We start from the raw sequence: 14660 nt of genomic DNA, 5'->3' as shown, positions 1-14660 counted from the left end.
TTGAAAACTTCAATTTTACAGTCACGAGATGTGTTCCCTACCTTTGTAAGTGTTGCTTTAAAATCAACCATATCCCCTACATAAATGTCCTTGTAACATTTAACATCATGATATCCAAGGCAAAGTGACTCATCACCATCACATAAAATCATTTCTTCTGTCTCAACGTCTCCGATGAAATCAAATTGACGTCCAATTGGCACTAATCCATCTTGATTGTTAGCATCTGCTGTTGTCATGTTATAGCTTAAAAAAGATACTTTTCTCATTATGACATCCTCCTAATATTTTTTATTATTTAGATGCTTGCGGAATTCAGCAAGCATCGGTTCACCTAAGTTTTAAGCCGTTAGGATTCTATATTTCCCTTCACTGCTGCTTTGTTTTTTGAGAATACTAAGTAGCCAATAATTGCAGCAACTACTGTCCATGGGAACCATGCAAGCTTTTCAGATGATAGCGGAAGGCTCTCATAGAATGTGTTGAAGTAGCCTAAATTTATATTTAATTTAATTCCATAAGTGTAAACGGTATCAAAAATACCAAATATCAATGCTGTTATCATTGCATAACGACATAGGTTTAAGTGTCTTCTGCTCTGGTTATTTGGCATTAATGAATAATATATAACAAGTACGATAGCTGCTGGATAGATACCATCAAGGATTGGTCCGAGGATTGTAAGGATTGAAGAAAGACCCATGCATCCAAAGATTGTGCTGAAAACCAAGACTGCGATAGATCCCTTCTTGTAATCAATCTTTCCTCCTGTTGTATCCACGAAGAACTCGGCACATCCGGAAGTCATACCAATTGCTGTTGTAAGGGCTGCAAAGAATAGTGCGATTGCGAATAAGATTCCTCCTAATCCTCCAAGAAGTTTACTAGCAACTGCTGTATAAAGAGCTGTATAAGTTAAATCAATTGTTCCCCCTGTAGAAGCACCGATTAACATGTGGCAAAGGTGTGTACAGCTTAATAGTGCTACACCAATAATGCCAACTCTGATAATATTCTTACTCATACGTTCGTCAGAAACACCTTTTGATTTAAGACCATTTAAGATAACAACACCGAATATTAATGAGCAAAGAATTTCGGCTGTTGCATAACCGTTTGTGAAACCATAGGCAAATGCTGAGCCTTTATATGTCTTTGCAACTGGCTCTGCAATTGGCGTTATAAGCCCCTTGCCTACAACTATAATGACAATGATAATAAGAAACGGAAAAAGAATCTGTGAAATACGATCCATTGTCTTTCCAGGACTCATTAAGAACCAATAAGTTACCAGATAGAATAATACTGTAAATATAATCAGTGGTAATCTTGATTCTGGATTTAAACCAAAAGCCTGTACTATTGAGTCCCAAGATGCTGCACTCATACGCGGAATAGCATATAGAGGTCCAAGCACAACAATGGTTACGATTGTATATGATACGCCTAGTTTCTTTCCAAGTACACGTTTGGTGATTTCGTTATAAGTGCCATTACCCCTTGATAATGCAACATATGCAAGTAATGTAAGCAATAAAGCTGTTATAAATACTCCACAGAATGCAATCCATACAGATGAACCACTTTCTTTACCCCAGTTCATTGGCCACACCATACTCGATGCCCCAAAGTGCATTGAGAAGAGTGCGCCACCCATTAAAAATAATGCTGGTAATTTCAAGTCCCCATTCTTATCCAAATTATTGTTCATAGACATCCCCCCTAAATATTATTATATTTAATACATCTATTGGAGGGTCAACCATATATTAGATATTTTTTTAACATTCATTTTCAAATTAACACCTTAACTGTACCCCTAGGGTAAGGTTAGTTATTTATTGCTTTTTGCGTTTATGATTTCGTCAATCATCATTGGAACAATCTTAAATAAGTCCCCAGTGATACCATAGTCTGCACAGTCAAAGATTGGAGCTGTTGCATCCTTGTTTACTGCAATTATTAATTCTGAAATCGGTGGAAGGTCAATAGCTTTTTTAAAAGCTTGATCATACATATATGCTATTTTTTCATTAAGCCCTCCAGCCACTGTAGAGCAAAGTAAAAAATAAGACAGGCTTAACATTAACATAAGCCTGTCGGATAATAATTTATATAACAATTTTTACATAGTGGTACTTAAATGCAGGCCACGATCTTCTGTAAGGAATATTTACTGCTTCAAAGGAATGCTGGGTAATAAGGGGTTCGCCTAAAGAGAAACCCGTCACAATGGCTGAATGAAATATATGACCACTTTCATCCTCGAAAAATATGAGGTCACCAAGTTCAAGATCTCTTTTGTTTGTAAGCTCCTGTCCTTTTGTATAGGCTGAATTCTTTTGCTCGTTTGTTATTAGGTAATTATATAACATATGAGCTATTGTCCAGTTTAGGGCCCAGACATCCTGTAATCTATTTGCTGCATGTCTATACCACCAGGGTTGTGTATCATTGAAGTCCATCTGCGCACCGCCTGCTAACAGGCTTTGAGAGAGGAAATTTGCACAATCACCGCTTGTGTCATTTATTAAGGGGAAATATCTGTAGTTTGGATTAGGTTTTAAGCCATAGGTAAGTGCATAATTTACAGCAGAACTTCTTACATATTTGTTCTGTCTTTGAAACCTTGATATATAATACATATAATATCCCTTTCAAGTACTATCACTTATATATTATGAAGTAGATGATAAAATGACATCAACTTGCTGGAAATTTTAAAATATATATAATTTTTAATGGATTTATTTTAAAGTCGATAAGAACTACGAATAAATACTAGTGTGACTATACGTAGATAACTATATTTTAATCAGGCTTTCAAATTGCTTATATCTTTCATAATCTGATTCCTTACATTCCATGGATATCAGCACTCCATCACTGTTATACTCAGTTGATTTGATATTGGCATTGTCCTTAAAGTATGACAATATATTTCCTTTTTCATAGGGGATTAGCAGCTGGCAGCAAACATGCTGTGGGAAAGCCCTCTTGCAAATTTCATTTACTAGCTCATCTATTCCAGCTTTATTTTTAGCAGAAATATATATGCAATCTTTCTCATCTTTTGTGATTTCACCCTCTGCCAAATCTGTCTTATTATAGGCATAAATAATAGGGATATTATCTGCACCTAACTCTTTTAATGTGTTCTTTGTAACTTCAATATGCTGTTTATAATTAGGGGTTGAATAGTCAACTACATGAACTAACATATCAGCTTCAGTAATTTCCTCTAAAGTTGAGCGGAATGCATTTACAAGCTGGTGAGGCAGCTTACTGATAAACCCTACTGTATCACTTAACAGGAAGGATTTATTATTGGGCAGTTTAATGTTTCTTACATAAGTTTCTAAGGTAGCGAATAACACATCCTTTTCAAATACCTTCTTATCAATTGAAGAGCTATACAAATCAATCATGGAATTCATAATGCTTGACTTACCTGCGTTTGTATATCCTACCAAAGCAACCACAGGTATTCCTGATTTTTTACGCTGTTTCCTTTGATTCTGACGCTCTACTACAAGTGCTTCCAGTTCTGCGTTCAATCCACCAATTCTATCCTTGATCTTTCTGTGATCAAGTTCAAATTTTGTTTCTCCTGAACCTCTGTTTATAAACCCGACACCGCCTGCATGACGACCCAATGATTCTCCAAGGCCAGTTAACCTCGGCAGAATATATTGTAATTTTGCTATTTCTACCTGCAGCTGTGCTTCTTTGCTTTTAGCTCTCTTAGCCAAAATGTCCAAAATTAGAACCGTTCTATCTATTACCTTGCATTTTAAAGCTGTATCCAAATTACGAATTTGTGAAGGAGACAACTCATCATTAAAAATAACCATGTTCACTTCTTTCTCATGAATTAATGTAAACAATTCTTGGATTTTTCCCTTACCTATATAATGTGACGGATACACTCGCTCTAATTTTTGAATAATTTCACCAACTACCTCAATATCACATGCATCAGCTAGACTATATAGCTCCTCTATCATATTTAAAAATTCCTTATCATTCTTGAGATTACAGCCTACAATTATTGCTCTTTGTTTTTGTTCCATACAATTTCCTCCGTTGATTGCTACTCTATTTTAGACAAATAAAAAGGGTAGTCCTCTCACTACCCCTTTTAACATACTCTCATTTATAAAGCTAAAGCTCAAAAATCTTTGTTGCAATATTTTTACAAAATTCACTGTCATGTTCCACAAACAGTAAAGTTGGTGAGTATTCAAGCAGTAACTCCTCTATTTGCATACGAGAGATAATATCAATAAAATTAAGTGGTTCATCCCAGATATGCAAATGAACTTTTTCGCAAAGACTCTTTGCAATCAGCACTTTTTTCTTTTGGCCACCGCTAAAAGATGACATATCTTTTTCAAATTGATCTCTTGAAAAATCAAGCTTTCTTAAAATAGCTTTAAAAAGACTTTCATCAATATTGTTATTTAAAGCGTAGTCAGTTAGGTTGCCCTTAAGATGCGATGTATCCTGAGACACATAGGATATTTTAAGCTGACTTCCTTTATTGAAATTACCTGTATAGTTTATATCCTCACCACAAATAAGCTTGATAAGGCTTGATTTTCCTGAGCCATTTTTACCTTTAAGTGCAATTCGATCATCTTTCTCAATACTAAAGCTTACATCTTTACAAACCATGGTGTCACCGTAAAAAATCGAAACATTCTCAAGTTCCACAAGTTCGTTTTTATGATAAATAAGTTGGGAAATCTTCAAGCTATCGGAGCTTTCAATATTTTTGAGAAGTTTAGACTTTTCTTCAATGACAGCTTGCTGTCTGCTTTCAATTGACTTAGAACGTTTCATCATTTTAGCAGCTTTATGTCCAACATAACCTTTATCCAGCTTAGAGCCAGAGTTTGTTGTTCCTTTCTTGGATTTTTCTACTTCATGGGACCAATTACCTGTTCGTTTAGCGGACTCCGATAAGCGATTAATATCTTTTCTAAGCTTCTCATTTTCTGCAAGCTCAAAGTTATCCTGTCTTTGTTTATTTTCCCACCAGCTAGAAAAATCACCTTTTTGTATTTCTATATTTGTCTTATTTATTGAAAGAACATGATCAATACAATTGTCTAAAAAATACCTATCATGTGAAATCAGAATAAATCCTTTCTTTTTTCTAAGGTAATTACTTAGTTTTTTTCTAGCTTCAGCATCCAAATGATTTGTAGGTTCATCAATGAGTAAGAATGAGTTCTCCTTCAAAAACATAGCAGCAAGCAATACCTTGGTCTGTTCTCCTTTTGATAGTGTATAAAACTGTCTGTATAAAACATCATCGTCTATATCTAAAAGCGATAATTCTTTCATTATTTCCCAATCCATTGAATTTGGACTGATTTCTCTTATGATATCTATAGTGAAATTTTCTTGTTCCTGAACCTCATAAGGAAAATATTCAAACGTTACATTCGCTGAAATATTTCCAGTATACTCATATTTACCAAGTAAAAGATTCAGAAAGGTAGTTTTTCCTCGTCCATTTCTTCCGGTAAAGCCCAATTTCCAATCGGTATCAATTTGAAAGCTTACATTTTCAAAAATATTATCATAACTGCCTTCATAAGCGAAGGTCAGATTTGTTACATTTATTAAAGACATATTTTTATCCTCCTTTGTAATTAAAAGTACAAATAACAAAGTCGGAACTATAGGCGACTGGTATTACTCCATATAGATGTCGCCCGAAGTATCCGGCTCTATATGAAGATTATCATGCGTTATCGAAGTATCTTTATTATCCATTATTTAATCCCTCCTACTTATTCTCATGATTATAAAAAATAAGAGCTGCAAGAAAGTTAATTCTTGCAGCTCTTAAATACAGCAAAGACAGACCCCAATTAGGGACATGCCAAGTATATATTTCCTGAGCGAAAAAACAATTAACTTTCTTGCATAGGCACAACAAAAAAAGCGATATTATACGAACCCACAATTTTGTTGTACTTTGTAAAACTAGCAAGAAAATTTAATCATCTTTTCAACTCCAATCATCATATTTGTTCAGATTATATCACACTTACTTTCAAAATGCAATAGACAGTCCAAGGAAATCTATATAAAAAGATTACGAATTAAAAAAACAAATAAACACCCCACACATCAACATTTTCAACTAAGTTTCAAAATTTTAATGTATGGGGATAAGTTTTATTTTATTTTATTAGAGTTCAAATATTTTTTTAAATCCTTTTTTATTATTATAAAGTAGCTAGGAACTGCGTACACCAATATACCTATCGTAAAAATTTGAGAAATATACATACCAAACAATACCTCTAATCCGTCAGCAAAGCAGTATGCACCAAGTCCAACTAAGAATAGATTTAGCATATAGAATATTACATTTATATTAAGATTCGAAATTCCTTTAGCTACAGCATAAACAATTAGAGCTGCACACACTAAACCTAATAATGCTGAACCTGCTACTAATAAAGGAGACCTCGTTGAACTAGCTAAAATAAACAATATTACTTCTAATAATTCTCTAAAGAATGTTATAGCAGCAATAATAAATACTCCCTTTTTACTCAGAGAAACAAATCGTTGATCTGGAGTAGTACTAAAAGATTTGTTTTTTCTTAAAAGTACTACACTGTATAATATTAATCCTGCTAATACTATCCCCAATATGCCGTCAAACAATTCCCCTGCAGGACCATTTAACGAAGCGGCTTGTGAAAATATTATCGAGCCAATTATAGTTGCAATAACCGTACCTAGAGCTCCCCCTAGATATGCGCTCTTACTCATTTCGTACATTTTATTTCTATTAAAGTAAACCACTAGAGGGATAATAACCAAAAAAATTTCAATACCTTCTCTAAAACATATTATAAATGGAGCAAGCATGGTTTTTCACCTCCTACTCACTATATTATATGCTTAAGAGACGTAAAGTGTTTCAACACATTTCACAGTTTCGATTTAACTTCTATAAAATTATAGCATATATTTTACATTGTCAAACAATATTTTGCTTAAAATGTAAAAATTTTATACTTTACGCAAAATATTGTTTGACTTTCAAAGAACATTGTTTGTACCTTTATTTCACTAGTTATGTCGCTTAATTTTCATATTATGAATTAAGCATTACTTTCATTAATTATAATTGACTAAATATTATTTTCTTGGAGATTAGCTTCTAAATACTCTGCCCCAAATTCATGCATCATTTCAAGTATAGGGATAATTTTTTTCCCAAATTCAGTTAATCCGTATTCTACCTTTGGTGGAACAACAGGGTAAACATGCCTGAAAATAAGCTTATCTTCTTCCAAACTTCTCAACTGCTGAGTAAGCATTTTCTGTGTTACATCTGGTAACTTTTTCTTTATATCATTAAATCTTAATACTTTGTTACTTAAATACCATAGTATCATGATTTTTCTTTTACCTGACAGGAGCTTCTGAACAAGGGCCATTGGACAAACATCATACTTTATACATTTTTCACTCATATAACAACTTTCATGTCTTTTCTCATCACTTATCACATTATCACCTCATTATTTTAAGTATCTTTTTTGATACTATGGTACAATTAAGTGCCTACTTGCTATTAAATTATGTATGTATTATTATTTTGTCATAAAGTATTTTACAAATCAACTATATTTAAAAAAAAGGGGATAATGAAATGAGTAAAGTATTGTACATCAAAGCAAATGCAAAGGAAGAAGGTCAATCAAGAACCTTCAAAATATCAGATAATTTTATAGAAGAATATAAAAAACTTAATCCAGATGATGAAATTATTACATTGGATTTATACAAAGAGGGAATAGCTCCACTTCCATATGGACAACTTAATGAACTACATGTTCCTGCACCAGGAACTGGTAAAGACCATCCAATACTTAAGTATGCGTTTCAATTTTTAGAAGCAGATAAATATGTAATTGCAGAACCATTCTGGAACCTAAGCATTCCAGCTATCCTTAAAGCTTATATTGATTATATTACTGTCACTGGAATTACATTTAAATATACAGCAGCAGGTCCTGTAGGATTATGTAAAGGTAAAAAAGCAATTAACATTGTTGCAAGAGGTGGCGATTATTCCACTGAACCTTTTGCTTCCTTTGAAATGGGTGACAGATATTTAAGAACAATATTTGGCTTCCTTGGAATAACTGATTATACAACCATAGCAGCAGATGGCTTAGATGTTATTGGAAATGATGTGGATGCTATTGTTGGAGAAGCTATAATTAAAGCTAAAGAAACAGCAAAGAATTTTTAAATAATCTCATATTGATTTGGATAAATTATATATACGTGAAGATGATAAAAGCAGTCAGGCTATATGATATTCTGACTGCTTTTAGTTCGTCCATAAGAAGATTCCGATGCAAGAACGTCTCTATTAATGAGTGTAATCAATAATCTTTATATCATTGCCCACTCTCTTCTTAATAGCTTCTTCCATTTTTTCTGCATGGGGACAAGCAAACCCTATTGGAGTTCCTTTTTTAATACAAGATGCTAGCACAATAGTATCGGCACCTCTTTTAACCATTTCAGCAGCCCTTGTTACTGCTTTTTTACCTGGGCAACCCCCACAAGTATTTACGCCAATTACCTCAATTTCTTCCTCAATTCCTTCAAATGCAAGTTTTTTCTCCTTCATGACCTTCAAGCAAGTAGTACCGGGACACATATCTTCTGTTTGCATACACCTAATAAGCCCAACTTTCATATTTTCTTACCTCCAATTAACTTTAAATATTTCTGTGTCCAAGGGCAGACTAGTATGCACTTTCCACAAACTCTTTCTTCTACTCCAAGTTTATCACTTCTTTTTCGCCCTTCATCTCTACACTTAAAAGCATCAAAATAGTTATCTCTATCCATATTTACCTTCCAATTAACTCCTAACACAGCACTACTTGGACATAAATTTTTACACGTGTTACAAGTTCCGCATTTTCCTTCATCTATTGGTAATCCTACATCTAGTTCTGCATCAGTTAGTACACTTGATAACCTTACAGCTGAGCCAAACTCTTTTGTAACCAGTAATGCACACTTTCCAATCCATCCAATTCCTGCTCTAGTTGCTACTGTTTTATGCGGTAAAGTAGTTCTTAAAACTGTTTCATCTGTAGTGATACTTTTTTTCACCTTAGGCAACGCTCCAAATCCATGGTGTTTTATAATCTCCACTGCATATTTATCAAGTTCATCTAAAAGTTTATTTACTCTCACATATTCATCATAATAATCTTTTGTTGGTCCGTCCTCTATTCCAGTAATTACAAATGGGTTCAGTGCTACTGCAATTGAGATTCCGTATCTATACCCCTCTCTTTGGCTTTCTGGGATATCTTTTAAATCTGCAAATCCAACAATTGAGGCACCTTTTTCAATAAGCCGTTCTCTGATTTCTGCACTTAAATAATTCAATTTTATCCCCCATTTTATCTATAATCAATTACTCTACTTTGTAATTCCTTACAAATATGACTTCATTAAAATTATAGCACATTTTCTATAAGCTTTCCAATTATATGGGAAATACGAAGTTTTTAAAGATCGTATCATTGAATTTCAACAGAATGGTCTTACTTATCAAATTAGTACTCTCAATATACAAAGCTTCATACCGTTTTTGTTATTAGAACAATCTGCAAAGCCTACGTCATTAAATATAAACAAATATCATCTATAAATTTGATAACTAATGGAGATATTTACTTCTACATTGAAAGAGAATAATTTCAAGGTATTTCTAATACAATTATTATATATAAATTACATTAATAATTAATATAGATAGTTATTCTAGGAAGAGATGCTATTTATATTTTTTTATCTGCCCTCTCTCGTGAAGAATCAGAAATTATGAGTTATGAAATATAATATTTTAGATTGGAGCTGAACTTATGAGTGATGATAACGTTCTAAATACAAAGGATAATAATACAGCACAAGGAATTAGTGAAGATGGTAACTCTAAAGAAAAGTCTAGAGAGGAACGAATAAATACAATTATTGATGAATTAAATGTTTTAATTAGTGATATGAGAAATTCAAGACAAATAAGTGACGTGATAGTTCAAAGTCAATCACTAAATTTAACCCCAGGGACAACCCCAAGTCAGGTTATACCTGGTGGTGAAGCCCCAACTCAAGCTGAGCAGGTACTTGAAGGACAACCTCCAACCCAAAGTCAAGCGCCACCTACAGGTCAAGGGGAAACCCAAAGTCAAGCATCTACTACTAATGTTACTGTAAATGCAGCTCTTACTCAAACAGCTCAAACATTGGTAGCATTAAATTCAATTAAGACTGAGTTGTGTAGATTGCCCTTAGATTTTTGTGAAAGAGAATATATTGCCAACTGTGTTACCCCTTTACAAACCGCGATGGAACTCATATCAAGAACGGGCTTTGAGTTAGCAACTTCAGTAAGTGTTCTAACTACTTCACCAATAGTTCCACGTAAAAAGGGAAAGCTAAAGGACACAATTCATACAATATATAGTATGAATGATGAGGTTGAGGATCTTTATAAGGTGTTAAAACCTAGATTAAGAAGGCTAACTCAGGAAGATAACCGCTGTATATTTCCATGAATTGCATATGGCTAGTTATAGTAGAAATATTTAAGATAGGTTAATAAGAGTATGAATGATATAAATAGTATAATATCAAATATTAATTTTGCAAGACAATTAAATGAATCATTAATAGAAGGTCAGGCATCCCTAAAAAGTGACTTAATTATCGATGTAACCGCAGCTATTAATAATGCAGATGCAATGTTAACTGCTATTAATTCAATTAAGACAGAATTGTGTAGATTACCTTTAAACTTTTGTGAAAGAGAATACATTGAAAATTGTGTTAACCCTATATTAATAACATTATTATTTCTATCACTTATATCATATGAACTAGCTTCATCAGTATCTATATTAACTTTTTCATCTATTGTTCCACCAAAAAAATCAAAACTAAAGAGTACAATTCACTTAATATATAATATTAATGAAGAATTTGAGGATCTGTTTAAGGTGTTAAAAAGGAGGTTAAAGCCATTAATACAGAATGGTACAAACTGTTGTTAATATTTTTCTTAATAGATTCAGTTCAAGATTCGTTGAAGGTTTTAAAAAAATTAAAGTATAGGGCTTAGTTAAGCACTATACTTTCTTAAAATATTTATCACAATCAATGTACATCAAAATAATACTCAAGCGTCGTATCATGGAATATAAATATTTTTTCCTAAGTTTATATATACAATTTTATTAAAACATACCATTTTCATTAGGAGAATTCTCAGGCACCTCTTGAGATATATCCCACATTTCAGCAATCTTTTCCCCCTCAAAACGATACATATGTACCACAGCTACCTCTTTATCCTCTGTGATTTGAACATGAGAAAGCAATGTAACATATGGTGGCTCTGCAACCGCCAAAATAAAAACCTCACTTACTTATGGTACGGTTCATCATGCCTAATTCTAGATTTAATAAAATACTTAACAGCCATCACTAACTCTCTTATCTACAATTTTTTGACCTCCAAAATAATTTAGGCAGCCAACTAGCTGCCTAATATTAAAATGCAGGTACAATTACATTTGCATAAGGTGATTCTTTAAAAAACAAGTTTTACAATTTTCGATTCCATGTTATCTGAAGATTGTCCATTACATGCTTAAAAGCCAGGAAGCTTTTCTTCATAAATTACTTTTCCATCCCTATCTAAACCTTTTAAATATTTTTCTTTACTCTTCTGCATATCTTCATTCCAATAAAAAATAAACATTTTGCTTTCATCTAGAGCATATCTTGATGTATTTGTTTTACCTTCATCTTCAAATAATATGGTAGTTATTTTAGGATCACTTACATAGCCATAAGTTTTTATTATCATTATATCTCCTTTAATTCTTGCGCCAGACCAGCTGTAAGATACTTGTTTTGAATAATCTATTGGAGTTCCTGATACTTGATCACCTGGATGCCAGTTAATTATTCCTCTTCTAACAGTATTTGCTGAAAACCAATCTTTATATCGGCATAAATATATTTTCCCTCCATCTAAGTCTATAGTTTTAATTATCTTCGAAGGTCCATAATGATATGTCCTCTCTGATTGTTCATGTGCCTTTATAGGTGAAAAACTTCCATAGGAAAAAATTGAATAATTCCAGCATATTACCACAAGTACTATGGCTATAATCCATTCGATAATTGCGCTATGTTTCTTATTTAGTGTCATTATTTTCACCTTCTTTTCCAAGCGAAATTTTCATTTCGTTTTTCCTATCATACCATTCAAGTTTAAGTATTATATACTTTGCGTCTTCATTTATTCTATCAATATTAAATAGTCCATCCTGTCCCCATAACTTGCCTGAAGACTGCCCACCTCTGTATTGATATTGCTTCCCTTTATCATCAAATATATTAATAGCACCTGGGCTAAAAGACCATCCTTGCTCAAGGCTTATAAATGCATATCTAATATATGTTTTATCTTCGGTATTAATAATTCTTTTAATTAATATGGTATCCTTGTCTATTTTCATTTCCTTTCCTACTTCAATTACATTAGCTTTTTTTGTATTAACCAGTGTTTTAAGGTCTTTATTACAGTATTTACTCTCTGGCAAGCTCTCAAGACCACTTATAGTAAGTATAATTAAACAAATTGTTATTATTGCCCTTCTTAAGCTCTTAATAACATCCACCCCCTTAAATCTTTACCAAAGGACTTCAGATAAATCAATTAAAATTTACAGCTATAATAATCAACTTGAAAATCAATCCTGAATCCGCATTTCTTATATAAATTAAAAGCTATTGGATTTTCCGAATCCACATCAAGCACTACTTTATCCGATTTTTTTAGTCCTTCAGTCAATGCAAACCCAACCAATTGCTTTCCAAATCCTTTTCCACGATATGATGCTGCAATTCCTACACCATAAAGGAAACTGCTTCCTTCCTCATAATTAAAATTAAAAGCACCTACTGGAATTTCTTCTTTGTAAGCTATATATCCCCTTCGACTTTCTGAAGAAATTACAGTATCAATAAAATTACTGCTTTCCTCTAAGTCAGGAAAAGTATTTAGCATAATTTGTGTAAATACTTCTTTGTTTTGGTTATTCACTTCAAAAAAATTTAACTCCACATATTCTGACAAAGTCTTGGAACCATTATGAGACATCCTATATTCTGAACGTTCCAAATTACAACCGTTAAAGTTTTTTATAACCTCTACACCACTTTTGCTTTTCGGTTCTATAACTAACAAAATCTTATTTATTCCTGCTAATAATAACGTTTCTTTAGCAGCTTGAAATAATTTTTTAAAGTATCCTTTTTTTCTGTGTTCTGTATGTGTAACCGCTGATATTTCTGCTTCATAAGAAGTTGGCATAAAGGTAGTTAAAAAAGCAATCAACTCATCATTCTCATATCCCATATAAAAGCATGGCATTGTCTTATCAAAATTAATTTCGTTTGATAAAAAGGCATGATTTTCTAAATTATCTGTGCGAAAAGCAATTGTTTCTAAATTTAAGATTTCAGCCATCTGATTTTCTGTTAATTTGTTTGTTTTTTCTATTCTCATATAAATTTAACCTCACAAAACATAATAATTATTATTTCACATTGTTGAATTAAAACATATGATTTATCATCATACAATATATTACAATTATACAAGCAATTGTTTCCAAATACTATAAAAATGTTCTAAACAGAATATGAGCATTTAAACTATCTGTTAGTGAACTAAAAACTTTCACTAATAATTAATAATACAGAGTTGAAATTCTGGTATAATAATTATAAAGAAATGATCGTTAGGAGATATATGATGAAAAAACAAATGAAATATGACGTGAAAATTACTTATATATTTTATCTATTATTAGCCATTACAGCAGTATGGGATATATTTGCCGGAAATGATGAAAAAGTTTTTAGAATTGCCTTAATTTATGTAACTATATTTATAACAAGAATATTATTTAATAAAACATTTTTAAATAGATCTAAAGCAGGTTATGTAGTATCATTAACATTTATATTCTTTTCTATGTATTTAGCAAATGTAATGAATTTTTATAGCATACCGCACTATGATAAATTTTTACATTTAATATCTGGAGTTTTACTGGCATTTTATGGATTGATTTTATATGTTTTTTTATGTGGAAATGAAGAGAATCAGATGATGAGACCTATAGCTATGGTTATATTTTCGTTAATATTTGCTATTGCGTGTGCAGGGCTATGGGAAATATGGGAATTTACAACAGATCAGATTTTTGGATTAACAGCACAAAACAATAGTCTTCATGATACTATGTGGGATATTATTTGTGGAACTATTGGTGGAAGCTTTTCATGCTTTCTTATGTATCTTCATATAAAAGGCAAGAATATACAAATTGTAAAGATGATACTTAAAGATATGGAATGTTAGATAAAAAAATACTCTATGAGATTAAGTTTTCATAGGGTATTTATATATATATTGTAATAAAGTCTCCGCATTCTAGCCCATCTATTCCCTTTCATTTAATCCAATTTTAGTAAAAACCTCATTTATTTATGGTACGGTTCAGTAT

General features: G+C 32.2%; 17 protein-coding genes and 1 pseudogene. 4 read left to right on the top strand and 14 right to left on the bottom strand.

The annotated features are described in order from the left end of the window. The 8 genes and pseudogenes from CRN98_RS09540 to CRN98_RS09505 all read right to left on the bottom strand — a co-directional run. Positions 1 to 269: pseudogene (locus CRN98_RS09540) on the bottom strand (beta-alanyl-CoA:ammonia lyase); the annotation flags it as partial. Between the two features lie 80 nt (positions 270 to 349). Next, positions 350 to 1711: a branched-chain amino acid transport system II carrier protein gene (gene brnQ / locus CRN98_RS09535; RefSeq protein WP_179632083.1), complete on the bottom strand. Its 1362-nt coding sequence runs from the start codon at positions 1709 to 1711 to the stop codon at positions 350 to 352. A gap of 123 nt (positions 1712 to 1834) precedes the next feature. Next, positions 1835 to 2092, bottom strand: a complete 258-nt coding sequence (locus CRN98_RS18190; RefSeq protein ID WP_423237095.1) for a hypothetical protein — start codon at positions 2090 to 2092, stop codon at positions 1835 to 1837. A gap of 19 nt (positions 2093 to 2111) precedes the next feature. Further along, positions 2112 to 2645 (bottom strand): amidase domain-containing protein, encoded by a 534-nt coding sequence (locus CRN98_RS09525; RefSeq protein ID WP_097027191.1) that lies wholly within the window; start codon positions 2643 to 2645, stop codon positions 2112 to 2114. Positions 2646 to 2804: 159 nt separating this feature from the next. Further along, positions 2805 to 4073, bottom strand: a complete 1269-nt coding sequence (hflX, locus tag CRN98_RS09520) for a GTPase HflX (protein WP_097027190.1) — start codon at positions 4071 to 4073, stop codon at positions 2805 to 2807. 91 nt (positions 4074 to 4164) lie between these two features. Next, on the bottom strand, positions 4165 to 5643 hold the full coding sequence (locus tag CRN98_RS09515) for an Lsa family ABC-F type ribosomal protection protein (RefSeq protein WP_097027189.1): 1479 nt from the start codon (positions 5641 to 5643) through the stop codon (positions 4165 to 4167). A gap of 552 nt (positions 5644 to 6195) precedes the next feature. Next, positions 6196 to 6900, bottom strand: coding sequence for an FTR1 family protein (locus CRN98_RS09510; protein WP_097027188.1), 705 nt, complete (start codon positions 6898 to 6900; stop codon positions 6196 to 6198). Positions 6901 to 7166: 266 nt separating this feature from the next. Next, entirely contained in the window at positions 7167 to 7547 is a 381-nt protein-coding gene (locus CRN98_RS09505) for a winged helix-turn-helix transcriptional regulator (protein WP_341455808.1), read from the bottom strand. A 143-nt stretch (positions 7548 to 7690) separates the two neighbouring features. On the opposite strand from CRN98_RS09505, the gene CRN98_RS09500 reads away from it, so the two are divergent. Next, positions 7691 to 8296, top strand: coding sequence for an FMN-dependent NADH-azoreductase (locus CRN98_RS09500; RefSeq protein ID WP_097027187.1), 606 nt, complete (start codon positions 7691 to 7693; stop codon positions 8294 to 8296). Between the two features lie 123 nt (positions 8297 to 8419). Here CRN98_RS09500 and CRN98_RS09495 read toward each other — a convergent pair whose 3' ends face one another. Both CRN98_RS09495 and CRN98_RS09490 read right to left on the bottom strand, forming a co-directional pair. After that, positions 8420 to 8752 carry a CGGC domain-containing protein gene (locus CRN98_RS09495; protein WP_097027186.1) on the bottom strand — a complete coding sequence of 111 codons (333 nt, stop codon included), beginning with the start codon at positions 8750 to 8752 and terminating at the stop codon, positions 8420 to 8422. Beyond that, a complete protein-coding gene (locus tag CRN98_RS09490) occupies positions 8749 to 9459 on the bottom strand; it encodes a 4Fe-4S double cluster binding domain-containing protein (protein ID WP_097027185.1) in 711 nt (236 codons plus the stop codon). The genes CRN98_RS09495 and CRN98_RS09490 overlap by 4 nt, the downstream gene beginning before the upstream one ends. Positions 9460 to 9938: 479 nt before the next feature. On the opposite strand from CRN98_RS09490, the gene CRN98_RS09485 reads away from it, so the two are divergent. Beyond that, positions 9939 to 10631: a hypothetical protein gene (locus CRN98_RS09485; protein WP_097027184.1), complete on the top strand. Its 693-nt coding sequence runs from the start codon at positions 9939 to 9941 to the stop codon at positions 10629 to 10631. Positions 10632 to 10682: 51 nt separating this feature from the next. Continuing rightward, on the top strand, positions 10683 to 11126 hold the full coding sequence (locus CRN98_RS09480) for a hypothetical protein (RefSeq protein ID WP_097027183.1): 444 nt from the start codon (positions 10683 to 10685) through the stop codon (positions 11124 to 11126). Positions 11127 to 11309: 183 nt separating this feature from the next. Here CRN98_RS09480 and CRN98_RS17740 read toward each other — a convergent pair whose 3' ends face one another. The 4 genes from CRN98_RS17740 to CRN98_RS09465 form a co-directional block, all read right to left on the bottom strand. Continuing rightward, complete coding sequence (locus tag CRN98_RS17740) at positions 11310 to 11483, bottom strand: nuclear transport factor 2 family protein (RefSeq protein ID WP_179632081.1); 174 nt, start codon at positions 11481 to 11483, stop codon at positions 11310 to 11312. 242 nt (positions 11484 to 11725) lie between these two features. Continuing rightward, positions 11726 to 12292, bottom strand: a complete 567-nt coding sequence (locus CRN98_RS09475; protein ID WP_097027182.1) for a hypothetical protein — start codon at positions 12290 to 12292, stop codon at positions 11726 to 11728. Beyond that, on the bottom strand, positions 12279 to 12764 hold the full coding sequence (locus tag CRN98_RS09470) for a DUF5643 domain-containing protein (RefSeq protein ID WP_242960887.1): 486 nt from the start codon (positions 12762 to 12764) through the stop codon (positions 12279 to 12281). Before CRN98_RS09470 ends, CRN98_RS09475 begins: the two co-directional genes overlap by 14 nt. A gap of 38 nt (positions 12765 to 12802) precedes the next feature. Continuing rightward, positions 12803 to 13654 carry a GNAT family N-acetyltransferase gene (locus tag CRN98_RS09465; RefSeq protein ID WP_097027181.1) on the bottom strand — a complete coding sequence of 284 codons (852 nt, stop codon included), beginning with the start codon at positions 13652 to 13654 and terminating at the stop codon, positions 12803 to 12805. Positions 13655 to 13903: 249 nt separating this feature from the next. On the opposite strand from CRN98_RS09465, the gene CRN98_RS09460 reads away from it, so the two are divergent. Beyond that, positions 13904 to 14515, top strand: coding sequence for a DUF2238 domain-containing protein (locus tag CRN98_RS09460; protein WP_097027180.1), 612 nt, complete (start codon positions 13904 to 13906; stop codon positions 14513 to 14515). Positions 14516 to 14660 lie beyond the last annotated feature (145 nt).

Source organism: Clostridium peptidivorans, from assembly GCF_900205925.1.
Lineage (GTDB): Bacteria > Bacillota > Clostridia > Clostridiales > Clostridiaceae > Clostridium_AK > Clostridium_AK peptidivorans.
This window is presented reverse-complemented; position numbering and strand designations above follow the sequence as displayed.